The sequence below is a fragment of the Phycicoccus jejuensis genome (genome assembly GCF_000720925.1).
Taxonomy (GTDB): Bacteria; Actinomycetota; Actinomycetes; order Actinomycetales; family Dermatophilaceae; genus Phycicoccus; species Phycicoccus jejuensis.
In genome coordinates, this window is the sequence record NZ_JOEE01000001.1 from 426,375 (window position 1) to 441,047 (window position 14,673).

A 14,673-nucleotide genomic window follows, 5' to 3' on the forward strand; every position below is an offset into this window, starting at 1 on the left:
GACAGCCGGCCGGGCCCGAGGACACGCCTGTGGACCACGAGCGGGCGACGAGCGACCTGTGGACGACCGAGCAGCCCACGACCACCAGCGGCTGGTTATCGTGGCCCGATGGCCAGCACCCGCCCCCAGCCGGCGTGGCTGGCGAACTCGGTCCTCTACCAGATCTACCCGCAGACCTTCGCGGACGGCAACGGCGACGGCATCGGTGACCTCGCCGGGGCCACGGAGAAGCTCGACCACCTCGCGTGGCTCGGGGTCGACGCGGTGTGGTTCAGCCCGCTGTTCGCCTCGCCGTTCGCGGACGCCGGCTACGACGTCGCCGACTACCTCTCCGTCGCCCCGCGCTACGGCACGAACGAGGACCTCGCCGCGTTCGTCGACGCCGCCCGCAGCCGCGGCATCCGCGTCCTGCTCGACCTCGTCGCCGGGCACACGAGCGACCAGCACCCGTGGTTCCGCGAGTGGGTCGACGACCCGGCCGACGGGCGCTACATCTGGAGCGAGCGGGTCGGGACCCCGGCCGGCATCTGGTGCCCCGTGCCGGGCCGCCGGGGCGGCTACTACCAGCTGAACTTCTACCCCTGCCAGCCGGCGCTCAACTTCGGCTACGCCCGCCAGGATCCCGCCCAGCCGTGGCGCGACCCGGTCGACGCCGAGGGCCCGCGGGCCAACCGGCAGGCGCTGCGCGACGTCATGGCGCACTGGTTCGACCTCGGCATCAGCGGCTTCCGCGTCGACATGGCGGCCTCGCTCGTCAAGGACGACCCGGGGCACGTCGAGACCGCGCGGCTGTGGGCCGAGATGCGGGAGTGGCTCGACCGCGAGCACCCCGACCGGGCGCTGCTCTCGGAGTGGGGCGACCCCGCCGTCGCGGTGCCGGCCGGGTTCCACGCCGACTTCTTCCTGCACTTCGGCCGCCCGGGCCTGCGCTCCCTGTGGCACACCGGCGTCGGCACGTACGACCCCTCGTGGACGGACACCGACCGCTACTTCTTCGACCCCGAGGGCAGCGGCGGTGTCGACACCTTCCTGCGCGAGTGGCGGCGGGCCACGGACGCCATCGGGGTCGGCGGCGGACACGTGGCCCTGCCGACGGCCAACCACGACTACGCGCGCCTCGTCACCGGCCCGCGCACCGCGCCGATGGCCCGCGCGGCCTTCGCGTTCGTCGCCACGTGGCCGTCCCTCCCGACGATCTACTACGGCGACGAGATCGGGATGCGCTACGTCGAGGGGCTGCCGGACCGCGAGGGCAGCCTCCTGCAGACGACGCAGGACCGCACCGGCTCCCGGACGCCGATGCAGTGGGAGCCCGGGCCCGGCGCCGGCTTCTCCACCGCGCCGGAGGCGGACTTCTACCTGCCGCTCGACCCCTCGCCCGAGCGCCCGGACGTCGCGACCCAGCGCGCGGACGAGGGCTCGCTGCTGCACCTCGTCCGGCGGCTGCTCGCCCTGCGGCACGCCACCCCGGCGCTGCAGCCGGAGGGCTCGCTCGAGGTGCTGACCGAGGACTACCCGTTCGTGTACGTCCGGGGCGGCACGCACCTCGTCGTGGTCAACCCGCGGCGCGAGCCGGCCACCGTGACACTGCCGTCCGGGTGGGACGGCGCGCGCGGCCTCGAGGTCGAGGGGGTCCGCCTCGAGAGCGGCCGCGCCGAGGCCTCCGGCTTCTCGTACGGGATCTTCGAGCGCGCCTGAGCGCGAGCGGCGCCGGCGTCCGCCTCGGACGCCGGCGCCGCGCCGCTCAGTCCTCGAGGCCGAGGCCCCGGCGGCCGGTGCGGTTCAGCTGCTCGGGGGCGAAGCGGTCCGGCCACGTGCGCTCGTAGTGCTCGGCCGGGAAGTCCGACGGGCTGCTGCCGTCGGCGAAGGCCTCGCGCACCGACGCCGCGTACGCCTCGTTGCGCGGGCACCACGGCGCCGCCGGGATGTACATGACGTTGCCCCAGCCCTGCTGGTCGGTGACCGGGTCGACCCCGTGGATCATGTCGCAGTGCCACCAGACGGAGTCGCCGGCGCGGACGTCGGGGATGCCGCTCACCGCGCGCAACAGCAGCGAGTGCCACTGCTCCGAGGCCGGGAAGACCTGGTTGGTCGTGACGCCGCACATGTCGTCGTCCGGCACGTCCGCGAGCAGCGGCCGCAGCATCAGGTAGGCCATCGCCTCGGGGACCGGCACGGTGTGCAGGACGCCCTGGTCGTGGTCCATGTCCGAGAGCGCCGTCCAGCCCTGGAAGGTCCGGAAGGCCGAGCACATCGTCGTCCCGGGGTACTGCGGGCCGGCCGTGCGGTGCGCGGCGTCCCACGGGTCGTACTGCTCGACGCTGCCGTCGAAGAGGTGGCGGAAGGCGCGCTGGTAGGCCTGCGTCATCCAGAGGTCGAGGGTGCCGGGGTCGAGGTGCGTGCCGAGGCCGCCCGAGTCGGCGCCCGGCGGGCGGCGCCGGATGCGGTCGGGGTAGAGCGAGTCGCGCTCGGGGTCGAACCACGTCGTGCCCTCGGACTCGTGCCGCCACAGGCCGTTGAGGAAGCGCTGGACGGTGGCCATCCGCTCGCTCTGGCGGGCCTCCATCTGGGCGGGGGACCAGTAGACGGGGTAGATCTCGGGCCGCGAGCCGACGCTGCCGAAGAAGTCGTCGCCGGGGCCGCGGTAGTCCTCGAAGAAGCGGTTGCCCTCGACGTAGTCGACGATGCCGGCGTCCCAGGCGAGGGCCTGCTCGCGGGGGAAGTGGCCGCGCACGACGAGGCAGCCGCGGCGGCGCAGCCGGTCGAGGTCGGCGGCGGTCACCGCGCCCGAGGCGATGTCGGCGTAGTCGAGCACCGGCCAGACCTCCTCGCCGCGCGCCCGCTGCGCCTCGACCTCCTCGACGGCCGCCCGGACACGCGCCTCGACGACGGCGAAGACCTCCTCGACGCTGCGCCCGGAGGCCTCCAGGCGGGCGCGCAGCGCGGCCTTGACCTCCCGCGTCGCGGCGCGCAGGTCCGCGGGCGGCTCCTCCCAGTGGGGGAGGGCGGGCAGGGGCTGCGCGTGCTGCCCGCGGGGCGTGGCGGTGGTCGTCATCGGCCGGTCTCCATTCAGTAAGGACTCCTGACTGAATCCCGAGTGTAGGCGCGACGGGTCGATCTCGGCAAGAGTCCTTACTAGGATCGCGGCCGTGGAGCCCCCCAAGCCCTCCCTCCGGCTGCTGCGGCAGCTGTCCGACCGGCACGTGCTCGGGGTGCTCTTCGAGGAGCCGGCGCTGACCCGGGCGCAGATCGCGACCCGGGCGGGCCTGTCGAAGCCCACCGTCGGCGAGAGCGTGCGCCGGCTGACCGAGGCCGGCGTCGTGCGCGACACCGGTGAGCGCACCGGAGGCCGCGGACGCGCGGGCACCATCCTCGACCTCGTCCCCGACCTCGGCGTCGCGCTGGCGGTGAGCATCGCCCCCGACGGCGTGCGCGCCGAGGCCGTCGACGTCCACGGACGGGTGGTGAGCGGGGCCACGGAGGGGCTGGCCCTGCCCACCACGCCCGACCGGCTCGAGCGCGTCCTGCCCGAGGTCGTCGCCCGGGCGGCGGCCGCGGCCCCCGGCGCCGTCCGCGTGGCCGTCGTCAGCGCCGCGGACCCCGTCGACCGCGCGAGCGGGGCGCTCGTCCACCTGCCCGACGCGCCCTTCCTCGTCGGCGACCTCTCGCCCGTCCCGCTCCTCGCGCCCCTCGTCGAGGGCGAGGTGGTCGTCGACAACGACGTCAACTGGGCAGCGCGCGCCGAGCTCGCCGCGGCGGGCCCGGACGCCGCCGGCGGGGGCGAGCTGGCCTACCTCTACCTCGACCGCGGGCTCGGGTGCGCCGTCGTCGCCGACGGCGTGGTGCTGCGGGGCGCCCGCGGCCTCGCGGGGGAGGTCGCGCACCTCGTGACCACCGGGCCCGACGGGCGGGCCGGTCCGTTCACCGACGTCATCGGCGCGCTCGGCCTGCGCGAAGGCGGCAGCACCGCCGTCGACATCGCCGCCGTCCTGGGCCTCCTCGAGGCCGGTGACGGCGACGCCGCGGCCGCCGCCACGCTCGACGCGCTCGCGAGCGCCGTCTGTGGCGTCCTCGCCGCGCTCGTCGCGCTGACCGACCCCGCCGCCGTCGTCCTCGGCGGGGTGTGGGGGTCGCACCCGGCGTTCCTGGAGCGGGTGGCGCGGCAGGTCGAGGCGATGCCCCGGCGGGTCGCGCTGCGCCCGCCCGCGGTGCGCGAGCAGCCCGCGCTCGCCGGCGCCCGGCAGGAGGCGCTGCGGCGGCTGCGCGAGCACGTCGTCACCGGGTCCGCCGCGCGCTGACCCCCTCGGTGTCGAGTGCGCGCACGGCACCCAGGGCAACCACCTGCGCACTCGACCCCGGAGGTGGGAACGCCGGTGCCAGGTCGAGGGCGTTCGAGGTTGCCCCCGCGACCGCTTCCGCCCTCGACTCCGGGCGGGACGGGCCCCTGCGCCGCCTACGCTCGGCACCGTGAACGCACCGTCCGCCCCCTCGTCCACGACCCGGCGCGCCCTCGTGCTCGGGGCCCTGGGCGTCGTCTTCGGCGACATCGGCACGAGCCCGCTCTACGCGATGCAGACCGTCTTCGCGCTCGACGGCGGCATCGTCGAGCCATCGCGCGACAACGCGCTCGGCGTCGTCTCGACCGTCGTCTGGGCCATCACGCTCGTCGTGTCGGTCAAGTACGTGCTCTTCGTCCTGCGCGCCGACAACGACGGCGAGGGCGGGGTGCTCTCGCTCGCCTTCCTCGCACGGCGCTCGGTGCGCCCCGGCGGCAAGCGGTTCCGGCTCGTCATGGTGCTCGGGGTCATCGGGGCCGCCCTGTTCTACGGCGACTCGGTCATCACACCCGCGATCTCCGTGATGTCCGCCGTCGAGGGCCTCGAGGTCGTCGAGCCCGGGCTCACGTCGTGGGTGCTGCCGCTCGGCGCAGCGGTCATCACGGTCCTGTTCGTCGTCCAGCGCCACGGCACCGAGCGGGTCGGCCGGTTCTTCGGCCCCGTCATGGTCCTGTGGTTCCTCACGCTCGCTGCGCTCGGGCTGCCGCACGTCCTCGCCTACCCCCAGGCCCTGCTCGCGCTCAGCCCGCACCTCGCGCTCCAGTTCGCGCTGGCCCACCCGCTCGTCAGCTTCCTCGCCCTCGGCGCGGTGGTCCTCGCGATCACCGGGGCCGAGGCGCTCTACGCCGACATGGGCCACTTCGGGCGACCGGCCATCGCCACGGGGTGGTTCTGGCTCGTCTTCCCGAGCCTCACCCTCAACTACCTCGGGCAGGCCGAGCTCATCGTCAAGGACCCCACGACGATCGACCGGCCCTTCTTCCACCTCGCACCCGACTGGGCGACGCTTCCGCTCGTCGTCCTCGCCACGGCGGCCACCGTCATCGCGTCGCAGGCCGTCATCTCGGGGGCCTTCTCGGTGTCGCGGCAGGCCGAGCGGCTCGACTTCCTGCCCCGCCTCACCGTCCGCCAGACCTCCGAGCACGAGGGCGGGCAGATCTACGTACCGGCGATCAACTGGGTGCTCTTCGCGGGCGTCCTCGTCCTCATGCTCAGCTTCCGCAGCTCCGAGCACCTGGCGGTCGCCTACGGCCTCGCCGTCACCGCGACCCTGGCCCTCACGACGTGCCTCTTCCTCGTCTACGCCGACGCCGCGCTCGACTGGCCCCGGTGGCGGCTGTGGGCGTTCGGGGGGCTGTTCCTCTGGGTCGAGCTGAGCTTCGTCGCCGCCAACGCCACGAAGATCACCCACGGCGGCTGGTTGCCGGTGCTGCTCGCGACCGTCATCGCGTTCGTCATGCTCACGTGGTCCAAGGGGCAGCGCGTCGTCAAGGCGCGGCGGGCCAAGGTCGAGCGACCCCTCACCGAGTTCCTCGAGGAGGCGCACGCCGGCGGACTGCAGCGGGTGCCCGGCACCGCCGTGTTCCTCCACACGAGCCACGACACGACCCCGCTGTCGCTGCGCGAGAACGTCGACTTCAACAAGGTGCTCCACGAGAACGTCATCATCACCAACACGATCCGGATGAACGTCCCGCACGTGCCCGACGAGGAGCGGGTCGTCGTCGACGACCTCGGCGACGAGTGGGACGGCATCTGCCTCGTCCGGCTGCACTTCGGGTTCGCCGACGAGCAGGACATCCCGGCCGCGCTCTCGCTCGCCGCGCAGACCCCGGACCTCTCCTTCGACCGCGACACCGCGCTGTACTTCCTCTCGCGGGTCTCCGTCCACGCCGCCGACCGGCCCGGGATGTCGCGCTGGCGCAAGCGCGTCTACATCGCGATGTCGCACAACGCGGCCGACCCCACGGAGTACTTCCACCTGCCGATCGCCCGCACGGTCGTCGTCGGCGCCCAGCTGCACGTCTGAGCCGGGGTGCGCTCGCCCGGCCGGCCGGGGTGACAGGACGCCGCGCTCCCCGTCGCCTCCTCCGTCGGCGCCGGCTCACGCTCCCGGCATCCTGTCCCCCGACGAGCGAGAGGGCCGGGCGGGATCGACTCCGTCGATCCGGCCCGGCCCTCTCGTGATGTCGGGGTGACAGGATTTGAACCTGCGACCTCTTCGTCCCGAACGAAGCGCGCTACCAAGCTGCGCCACACCCCGTGGCACGTCATCGACGACCCGAGGGCCGCCGCGACACCCGAGGATAGCCGACCACCCGCGAGCATCCGAAATCGGTCCCCCCGACGGTCACGCGAGAGGCCCCGCGACCTCAGCCGAGGTCGTCCGCGCCGTGCGCCACGAGGGTGAGCAGCGTCGCCTCCGGACGGCACGCGAAGCGCACCGGCGCGTACGGCGAGGTCCCCAGGCCCGCGGAGACGTGCAGCCACGCGGCGTCCGCCGGCGCCGCCGACGAGGGCAGCACGCGGCCCTCGCCACCGCCGGGACCGGCCCCCGGCCACCACCGCGAGACGCCCTTGGCGCGGCCGGTGTCGAGGTCGCAGTTCGTCACGAGCGCGCCGTAGACGGGGAGCGCGAGCTGACCGCCGTGCGTGTGGCCGGCGAGGACGAGGCCGGCGCCGTCGGCGACCATCGCGTCGAGGATGCGCTGGTAGGGCGCGTGGACCAGCCCCATCGTCAGCGCGACGTCGTCCCGGGCCGGGCCGGCGACCCGGTCGTAGCGGTCGAACTCGACGTGCGGGTCGTCGACCCCGACGAGCTCGACCCGGTGCCCGCCCATCTCGACGACCGTGCGGGCGTTGTCGAGGTCCGCCCAGCCGCCCGCCCGCAACCCGTCGACGAGCGCGCCGACCGGCAGGTCGCCCCGGGGTCGCGGCGCCGTCGCGTGGCGGGAGGTCAGGTAGCGCGCCGGGTTCTTCGGGATCGGTGCGAAGTAGTCGTTGGAGCCCAGGACGAACGCCCCCGGGAACTCCATGAGCGGCTCCATGGCCCGCAGCAGCGGCGGGACGGCCTCGAGGTGGGCGAGGTTGTCGCCGGAGTTGACGACGAAGTCGGGGCGCAGCTCGGCGAGGGAGCGGACCCAGTCGATCTTGCGGCGCTGGCCCGGCGTGAGGTGCAGGTCCGAGACCTGGAGGATGCGCACCGGCGCCGACCCGGCCGGCAGGACGGGCACGGTGAAGCGGCGCAGGGCGAACCAGGTGCGCTCGACGAGGGAGGCGTACGCCACCCCCGCGAGGCCGGCGCCGACGAGCCCGCCGACGGCGCGCAGGGCGGTGCGGGCGGGAGGCGTCATCGGTCCATCCTCGCAAACGGCGTCGCCCGTCGGGGAATCCCGGGTGACCGCGCGAGCGCCCGGGTGGGAGAGTGGCCCCATGAACGCCCAGAGCCTCAAGGCGAAGCTGCAGAGCGACCTCCACGACGCGATGCGCGCCCGCGACAAGGTCCGCGCCTCCACGCTGCGGATGGCCCTCACGTCCGTGACGACCGCCGAGGTCGCCGGTGACGAGGCCCGCGAGCTCGGCGACGACGAGGTCCTCAAGGTCGTCGCCAAGGAGGCGAAGAAGCGGCGCGAGGCCTCGGCCGCCTTCCGCGACGCGCAGCGCCCCGAGCTGGCCGACGTCGAGGACGCCGAGCTCGCCGTCCTCGAGGCCTACCTGCCCGCCCAGCTCGGCGACGACGAGCTGCGGGCCATCGTCGAGCGGGCCGTCGCCTCCACGGGCGCGAGCGGCATGACCGACATGGGCCGGGTCATGAAGACCGCCCAGGGCGAGGTCGCCGGCCGCGCCGAGGGCGGCCGGGTCGCCGGGGTCGTCAAGGCCGTCCTCGCGGGGCGCTGACCCCCACCTGCCGCCCGACGACGAGGGCCCGACCGGATGCTCCGGTCGGGCCCTCGTCGTGCGGCAGGCGTCAGCCCCGGCCTCCCGGCGGCTTGGGAGCCCCCTTGCCCTTGCCGGGCTTGCCCTTGGTCGGGGGCTTGGTCTGCGCGGGCCGGGTCGGCTTGACGTTGACCGCGGGGGAGGCCGCCGCACCCGAGGAGATGAGCAGGGTCACCGTCGAGCCGCGGACGGCCTCGCCGGACGGCGAGGTGCCCGCCACCGTGCCGACCGGCGCGTTGCTCGGGATGCTCTGGCCGACCGTGCTGCCGAACCCGGCGCCCTGGAGGATCGCCGCGGCCGAGCCCGGGTTGCGGGCGTAGACGTTGGGGATCGGGTCGAGGTTGCCGCGCTGGGTCTGCGAGCTCGGGGTCGGGAACTGCTCGACCTTCATGCCCTTCGAGAGCGCCTTCATCGTGTTGGCCCACACCGGCGCGCTGACCGTGCCACCGAAGACCTGGCTGAAGCAGCCGTAGGAGCCGAAGCACTTGCCGTTGAGCGAGTAGAACTTGCCGTTCTTGTCGGAGACCTTGACGCTGCCGATCCAGACGGCGCTCGCGAGCTGGCGGGTGTACCCGGCGAACCAGGACTGGTTGTGGCCGTTGGTCGTCCCCGTCTTGCCGGCGGCGGGGCGGGCGCTGACGTCCCAGAGGCCGTCGGCCGTGCCGCCGTTCTTCAGCGTGCCCTCGAGGAGGGAGGACACGGCGGCGGCGGTCTCCTTCTTGATGACCTGCTTGCAGGAGGTCTTGGGGACCTTGATCTCCTTCTTGTCCGGCGTGGTGATCGAGACGATCGGGCTCGGCTCGCAGTAGGTGCCGTCGGCGGCGAGGGTGGCGTAGGCGCTGGCGAGGGCGAGCGGCGTGGTCGTGCCCGAGCCGAGCGTGGCGTTGGAGATCGTGCGGTCGACCTCCTTGCCGTTGGCCATGTGGATGCCCATCTTCTTCATCGTGTCGAGGACGTTGCACGGCCCGACCTCGATGCTCAGCTGCGCCGCCCACGTGTTGACCGACTTGGCGATGCCCTCGGACAGGGACATCATCCGGCCGCCGATGGCGTAGTCGTTGCCGACGTCCCAGGGCTTGTCGGCGCCGCACGGGGCACCGACGACCTTGGGGCCGCCGAAGGCGTGGTCGACGTGGTTGGTGGCGAACGGGGTGAAGATCTGCGCGTTCATCGGCATGCCCTGCTCGATGGCGGTGACGAGGCCGAACATCTTCGCGGTGGAGCCGAACTGGTAGCCGTAGGGCCCGCCGCCGTAGACCTGGTCGACGTTCCAGTTGGTCTGGTTCTTGTCGAAGTCGGCGGCCTGGCCCATCGCGAGGACCTTGCCGGTCCCGGGCTCCACGACCGTGATGGCGCCGCCGAGGTTGCTCTTGTTGCCCACGGGCACGGCCTTGGTGATCTCGCGCTGGGTGATCTTCTGCATCGCGGGGTCGAGCGTCGTGCGGATGGTCAGCCCGCCCTGGTTGATCCGCTTGAGCCGCTCCTCGGGGGTCTTGCCGAGGGCCGCGAGCTGCGGCGAGTGCTGGAGGTAGGCCATGACGTAGGCGCAGAAGTACGGCTCGCTCGAGCGGTGGCACACGCCCTTGGCCGGCTTCTTGTGCAGCATCTTCTCGACCGGCTGCTTCTTGGCGGCCGCGACGTCCTTGGCGGAGGCGAAGCCCAGCTGCTGCATCCGGGTGAGGACGACGTTGCGCCGCGCCTGCGCCTGCTTGGGGTTGATGACCGGGTTGTACGCGGTGGGCTGCTGGACGATGCCCGCGAGGAGGGCGGACTGGCCGAGCGTCAGCTTGTTCGCGTGCACGCCGAAGTAGTTGAGGGCCGCGGCCTCGACGCCGTAGGCCTGGTCGCCGTAGTAGACGAGGTTGAGGTAGCCCTGGAGGATCTGGTCCTTGGTGAAGTTCTCCTCGACGTTGACCGCGTACTTGAGCTCCTGCAGCTTGCGTCCGTAGTTCTCGGCGACGGCCGCCTTGGCCGCCTGCTCGTCGCCGGCGCGCAGTGCCTGCTCCTGCAGGGTGACCTTGACGAACTGCTGGGTCAGCGTCGACGCGCCCTGCACGTCACCACCCTGGGCGTTGGAGACGACCGCCCGGGTGAAGCCGCGCAGGTCGAGGCCGCCGTGCTCGTAGAAGCGCGCGTCCTCGATGGCGATCTGCGCGTTGCGCATGTTCTTCGAGATCTTGTTGAGCGGGACGATGATGCGGTTCTCGTCGTACGGGTTGGCGATGACGTGGTTCTTCGCGTCGACGATCTTCGACTGCTGCGCGAGCGGCGAGACCTCGAAGTCGCTCGGCAGGTCGTTGAAGAAGTCGACCCCGCTCTTGGCCGCCTGCCCGCTCGCCCCGATCGCGGGGACGGCGATGCCCGCCAGCAGCAGGCCGGCGACCGTGCTCAGCACCACGAAACCGAGGAGCAACCTGAGCACGGCCGGGAAGTTCTGCGCACGTCCGTCCATGCGCGACAGGGTAACGCGGGGACCTGACGATGCCCGAGGGCCGAGACGGCGGCGCGCGGGTGGCCGTCGAGGGCCTGCCGGAGCGGTGGGTCAGGGGTCGGTGACGGGGGTCGTCCGTTCGGCCAGCCGGGGGACCGCTTCGGCCGATACCTGCAGGTCAGGTATCAACCTACGGTTGATGCATGTCCTCTTCCGAGAGGGGGGCGAGGACCCGAGACAGCGAAGAGAGGTGGACATGAGCATCTCACCGGTGACGGCCCCGACCGAGGGGCAGTGGGTGACGGAGTGGGCGCCGCTCGGCAAGTGTGCCGGCAGCGACCCCGACGCGCTCTTCGTCCAGGGCAAGGCGCAGCGCGCCGCCAAGATCGTCTGCAAGGGCTGCCCGGTCGTGGCCGAGTGCCTCGCCGACGCGCTCGACAACCGCACCGAGTTCGGTGTGTGGGGCGGCATGACGGAACGCGAGCGGCGCGCCCTGCTGCGCCGCCGTCCCGACGTGCGCTCCTGGACGGCGCTGCTGTCCGCGGCGAAGGCCCGTGGCGCCGAGGGCGCCATCGCCTGACCGTAGGCGGCGCCGTGCGCGCCGCCTCCCACCCAAGACCCCCCGGTGGGGCCGACCATCCCCCTGCACGCCCGTGGCACCCCCTGCAGTCACGGGCACCGGTCGGCTCCCCGGGGCCCTTGTGCGTCCGGGGGTGTCCAGGGGCGTCCGGGGACCGGCCTCCGGGCCGGGGGTCCCGGCCTCAGCCGCCGAGCGCGGCGCCGACCTCGCGCAGGCCGTCGAGGTCGTGGATGTCGGTCGCGGCCGCCGGCACCGTGCGCACCGGCACGCCGGGGTGGGTCGCGACGAACCGCCGCACCCGGGCCTCGTGGCGCGCCGCGACCTCGGCCAGCGTGGCGTGCAGCCGCAGGAGCGCCGGCGTCGGCCCCGTGCTCGGGCCCACCGCGTCCGCGTCGTCCGCGCGGTCCTCGAGCTGCTCGGCCGCGGCCGTCGCCCGTGACCCGCTGAGGCCCGGCGCGGCGAGCTGCTGCATCCGGTTGACGACGACACCGGCGAGCGGCATCGACTCCGCCTCGAGGCGCTCGACGAAGTAGGCGGCCTCGCGCAGCGCGTCGCGCTCGGGGGCGGCGACGACGACGAACGCCGTCGAGGGCTCCTTGAGCAGGGCGTACGTGACGTCGGCGCGCTCGCGGAAGCCGCCGAACATCGTGTCGAGCGCCGCGACGAAGGTCTGCACGTCGCTGAGGAACTGCCCGCCGAGGACCTTCGAGAGGGTGGCCGCGGCGAGGTTGGCGCCGACCGAGAACACCTTGAGGTAGGCCCGCCCGCCGGCCTTCGCGGGGGCCATGAGCAGGCGGATGAAGCGGCCGTCGAGGAAGGAGCCGAGGCGCTTCGGGGCGTCGAGGAAGTCCAGGGCCGAGCGCGACGGCGGGGTGTCGACGACCACGAGGTCCCACGTGCCGTCGGCGTCGGCCTGCGCGCGCAGCTGGCCCAGCTTCTCCATCGCCATGTACTCCTGCGTGCCCGCGAACGAGCTGGAGACCGCCTGGTAGAAGGGGTTGTCGAGGATCTGCTGCGCCTTCTCGGGGGTCGAGTGCGCGAGCACGACCTCGTCGAAGGTCCGTTTCATGTCGAGCATCATCGCGTCGAGCGAGCCGCCCGCCTCGGCGCCGACGCCCTCGACCGGGCGCGGGGTGTTGTCGAGGGCCGTCAGGCCGAGCGACTGCGCGAGCCGCCGTGCGGGGTCGATGGTGAGCACGACGACCCGCCGGCCGGCCTCGGCGGCGCGCACGCCGAGCGCCGCGGCGGTCGTCGTCTTGCCCACGCCGCCGCTGCCGCAGCAGACGACGATGCCGGTGGTGGGGTCGGCGAGGAGGGCGTCGACGTCGAAGGCGTCGGCGGGGGTGCGCGGGGCCATCAGCCGACCCCCTGCTCGTGCAGCTCGTCGGCGAGGACGCCCACCCCGCCGTCGTCGGTGCCCGTCGTCAGCGCCGGGAGGGTCACGGTCGGCAGCCCCAGCCCGCGGACCTCGCCACCGAGCTCGTGCTCGAGCGCCACGCGGGCGGCGTGGTCGGCCGCCTCGGCGAGCAGCCCCCCGACCGTCCGGGCGCCGGACCGGACGCCGACGGCCGCGAGGTCGGCGCGCACCTGCTCCTCGAGGCCGGCCGGGTCCTGCGCCAGCCGGGCGATGAGGGCGTCCGGCAGGAGCGGCTCGCGGACCTGGTTGACGACGACGGCGCCGAGGCCGAAGCCGGCCGCCGACAGCTCGGCGACGGCGTCGGCGGTCTCCTGCACCGGCATCTCCTCGAGGAGGGTCACGACGTGGACGAGGCTGCGGCGGCTGCGGAGCATCCGGGTGATCGACTCGGCCTGCTGGTGGATGGGACCCATCCGCGCCAGGCCCGCCACCTGCTCGTTGACCCCGAGGAAGCGGCCGACGCGGCCGGTCGGCGGGGCGTCGAGGACGACGGCGTCCCAGGCGTGGGCGCCCTGGCCGCGCTTCCCTCCCGTCGTGCGGCCCACCGCCTCGTACACCTTGCCGGTCAGGAGGACGTCGCGCACACCCGGGGCGATCGTCGTCGCGAAGTCGACGACGCCCATCCGCTCGAGCGCCCCACCCGCGCGACCGAGCTTGTAGAACGTCTGGAGGTACTCGAGCAGCGCGGCCTTGGCCTCGACCGACAGCCCCCAGAGCTCGCCGCCCGAGGGGTCCTGGACCAGGCGGACCTCGTCGGTGCCGAGCGGTGGCACCCCGAAGGTCTGGCTGATGCCCTGCCGGTTCTCGACCTCGACGAGGAGGACGCGCCGACCCTGCCGGGCCAGGGCGAGCCCGAGCGCGCTGGCGACCGTCGTCTTGCCGACACCGCCCTTGCCGGTGACGACGTGCAGCCGGACACCGTCGAGGACGCGCGCGAGAGGAGGGGCGGCCATGCCGCCAGCCTAGATCGGGCCGCCGGGCCCTCAGGCCGGGTGGTGCGGGCCGCCGCGGCCGAGGGTGAGCTCCTCGACCTCGGCGAGCAGCAGGAGGTACGCGGGGTGCTCGGGGTCGACGAGGTCGAAGTGGTCAGCGCCGCGGGCCAGGGCGGTCGTGGCCTTCGCGTCGTCCTCGGTGCGGGTCGCGGCGTAGGCCTCGGCGACCTCGGGGGGGACGACGTCGTCGTGCTCGCCGCTGACGAGCGCGACCGGGGCGGTGAGGCGCTGACGGCCGGGGTCCGCGGCGGCCCAGGCGTCGGGGACCTCGTCGGGCGAGCCGCCGAGGAAGGCGCGGGCGGCGTCGTCGCCGAGGTGCAGCCGGTCGGCCGTCGCGAGGTCCGCGACCGGCCCGAGCGCGACGGCGCCGAGGAGGTCGGGGACGCGGTCCTCGGAGGCGAGCCACGTCACGAGGTGGCCGCCCGCCGAGTGCCCGACGAGCACGACGGCGTCGGGCAGGTCGGTGTCGGCGTGGGCAGCCACGAGGTTCGCGAGCAGCGCGTCGGCGGTGCCGGGCCAGCCGCCGCCCGGCATCCCGATCCGCGGGTACTCGAGGTTGACGACGTGGAAGCCGTCGCGCGACAGCGCCTCGGCCAGGGGGCCGAGGTGGGTGCGGTCGTGGGTGGGTCGCCAGAAGCCGCCGTGGACGAGGGCGACGGTGTAGCCGCGGGCCCGGTGCGGGTCGGGCTCGAACACGTCGTAGACGTCGGTCTGCTCCGGCCCGGTCACCTCGGTGCGGTCGGGCTGGCGGGCGGGTCGGCTCATGACGTCGTCGCTCATCACGGCCACCGTAGCCGCGGACCGGCCCCGCGGTTAGGGTGGCGCGCATGCAGAAGTGGGAGTACGCGACCGTGCCGCTCATCGTCCACGCGACGAAGCAGATCCTCGACCAGTGGGGTGAGGACGGCTGGGAGCTCGTCCAGGTCCTCGCGATGCCCGAGGGCAACCTCGTCGCCTACCTCAAGCGCGCGAAGGCCTGA

The 14,673-nt window shown here is 73.8% G+C and carries 12 protein-coding genes and 1 tRNA gene; 6 read left to right on the plus strand and 7 right to left on the minus strand.

Going from position 1 to position 14,673, the window contains the following annotated elements:
* Window positions 1-108: 108 nt before the first annotated feature.
* Complete coding sequence (locus tag IG69_RS0102025; RefSeq protein WP_030526517.1) at window positions 109-1,698, plus strand: alpha-amylase family glycosyl hydrolase; 1,590 nt, start codon at window positions 109-111, stop codon at window positions 1,696-1,698.
* Window positions 1,699-1,744: 46 nt separating this feature from the next.
* On the opposite strand, the gene IG69_RS0102030 is transcribed toward IG69_RS0102025, so the two are convergent.
* The gene (locus IG69_RS0102030; RefSeq protein WP_030526518.1) at window positions 1,745-3,055 is read right to left on the minus strand and encodes a DUF1479 domain-containing protein; all 1,311 of its coding nucleotides are present in this window, start codon (window positions 3,053-3,055) and stop codon (window positions 1,745-1,747) included.
* Window positions 3,056-3,149: 94 nt separating this feature from the next.
* On the opposite strand from IG69_RS0102030, the gene IG69_RS0102035 reads away from it, so the two are divergent.
* On the plus strand, window positions 3,150-4,298 hold the full coding sequence (locus tag IG69_RS0102035; RefSeq protein WP_030526519.1) for an ROK family transcriptional regulator: 1,149 nt from the start codon (window positions 3,150-3,152) through the stop codon (window positions 4,296-4,298).
* Between the two features lie 169 nt (window positions 4,299-4,467).
* Window positions 4,468-6,366 carry a potassium transporter Kup gene (locus IG69_RS0102040; protein WP_051750042.1) on the plus strand — a complete coding sequence of 633 codons (1,899 nt, stop codon included), beginning with the start codon at window positions 4,468-4,470 and terminating at the stop codon, window positions 6,364-6,366.
* 160 nt (window positions 6,367-6,526) lie between these two features.
* On the opposite strand, the gene IG69_RS0102045 is transcribed toward IG69_RS0102040, so the two are convergent.
* Together IG69_RS0102045 and IG69_RS0102050 are read right to left on the minus strand one after the other, a co-directional pair.
* A tRNA-Pro gene (locus tag IG69_RS0102045) sits at window positions 6,527-6,600 on the minus strand.
* Window positions 6,601-6,709: 109 nt separating this feature from the next.
* Complete coding sequence (locus tag IG69_RS0102050; RefSeq protein WP_030526521.1) at window positions 6,710-7,690, minus strand: metallophosphoesterase; 981 nt, start codon at window positions 7,688-7,690, stop codon at window positions 6,710-6,712.
* Window positions 7,691-7,769: 79 nt separating this feature from the next.
* Here IG69_RS0102050 and IG69_RS0102055 point away from each other — a divergent pair, with 79 nt between their 5' ends.
* A complete protein-coding gene (locus tag IG69_RS0102055; protein WP_030526522.1) occupies window positions 7,770-8,234 on the plus strand; it encodes a GatB/YqeY domain-containing protein in 465 nt (154 codons plus the stop codon).
* Between the two features lie 70 nt (window positions 8,235-8,304).
* Here IG69_RS0102055 and IG69_RS0102060 read toward each other — a convergent pair whose 3' ends face one another.
* On the minus strand, window positions 8,305-10,725 hold the full coding sequence (locus tag IG69_RS0102060) for a transglycosylase domain-containing protein (RefSeq protein ID WP_051750044.1): 2,421 nt from the start codon (window positions 10,723-10,725) through the stop codon (window positions 8,305-8,307).
* Between the two features lie 235 nt (window positions 10,726-10,960).
* Here IG69_RS0102060 and IG69_RS0102065 point away from each other — a divergent pair, with 235 nt between their 5' ends.
* Window positions 10,961-11,284 (plus strand): WhiB family transcriptional regulator, encoded by a 324-nt coding sequence (locus IG69_RS0102065; protein ID WP_051750177.1) that lies wholly within the window; start codon window positions 10,961-10,963, stop codon window positions 11,282-11,284.
* Between the two features lie 181 nt (window positions 11,285-11,465).
* Here the strand turns inward: IG69_RS0102065 and bagB are convergent, their stop codons facing one another.
* Genes bagB through IG69_RS0102080 form a run of 3 tightly spaced genes read right to left on the minus strand, consistent with a single transcriptional unit; the run spans window position 11,466 to window position 14,473 of the window.
* Window positions 11,466-12,641 carry an ArsA family ATPase gene (gene bagB / locus IG69_RS0102070; RefSeq protein ID WP_030526525.1) on the minus strand — a complete coding sequence of 392 codons (1,176 nt, stop codon included), beginning with the start codon at window positions 12,639-12,641 and terminating at the stop codon, window positions 11,466-11,468.
* Window positions 12,641-13,654: an ATPase BagA gene (gene bagA, locus IG69_RS0102075; protein ID WP_036828671.1), complete on the minus strand. Its 1,014-nt coding sequence runs from the start codon at window positions 13,652-13,654 to the stop codon at window positions 12,641-12,643. The genes bagB and bagA overlap by 1 nt, the downstream gene beginning before the upstream one ends.
* Before the next feature lie 30 nt (window positions 13,655-13,684).
* Window positions 13,685-14,473: an alpha/beta hydrolase family protein gene (locus IG69_RS0102080; RefSeq protein WP_051750046.1), complete on the minus strand. Its 789-nt coding sequence runs from the start codon at window positions 14,471-14,473 to the stop codon at window positions 13,685-13,687.
* Between the two features lie 47 nt (window positions 14,474-14,520).
* Between IG69_RS0102080 and sp36 the strand changes: the two genes are divergently transcribed.
* Window positions 14,521-14,673, plus strand: coding sequence for a Sp36 family protein (sp36, locus tag IG69_RS21955; protein ID WP_157577275.1), 153 nt, complete (start codon window positions 14,521-14,523; stop codon window positions 14,671-14,673).

Coding starts and splice junctions, on each gene's coding strand:
- IG69_RS0102025 (WP_030526517.1), top strand. CDS start 109: ATGGCCAGCACCCGCCCCCAGCCGGCGTGGCTGGCGAACTCGGTCCTC.
- IG69_RS0102030 (WP_030526518.1), bottom strand. CDS start 3,055: ATGACGACCACCGCCACGCCCCGCGGGCAGCACGCGCAGCCCCTGCCC.
- IG69_RS0102050 (WP_030526521.1), bottom strand. CDS start 7,690: ATGACGCCTCCCGCCCGCACCGCCCTGCGCGCCGTCGGCGGGCTCGTC.
- IG69_RS0102055 (WP_030526522.1), top strand. CDS start 7,770: ATGAACGCCCAGAGCCTCAAGGCGAAGCTGCAGAGCGACCTCCACGAC.
- IG69_RS0102060 (WP_051750044.1), bottom strand. CDS start 10,725: ATGGACGGACGTGCGCAGAACTTCCCGGCCGTGCTCAGGTTGCTCCTC.
- IG69_RS0102065 (WP_051750177.1), top strand. CDS start 10,961: ATGAGCATCTCACCGGTGACGGCCCCGACCGAGGGGCAGTGGGTGACG.
- bagB (WP_030526525.1), bottom strand. CDS start 12,641: ATGGCCCCGCGCACCCCCGCCGACGCCTTCGACGTCGACGCCCTCCTC.
- bagA (WP_036828671.1), bottom strand. CDS start 13,654: ATGGCCGCCCCTCCTCTCGCGCGCGTCCTCGACGGTGTCCGGCTGCAC.
- IG69_RS0102080 (WP_051750046.1), bottom strand. CDS start 14,473: ATGAGCGACGACGTCATGAGCCGACCCGCCCGCCAGCCCGACCGCACC.
- sp36 (WP_157577275.1), top strand. CDS start 14,521: ATGCAGAAGTGGGAGTACGCGACCGTGCCGCTCATCGTCCACGCGACG.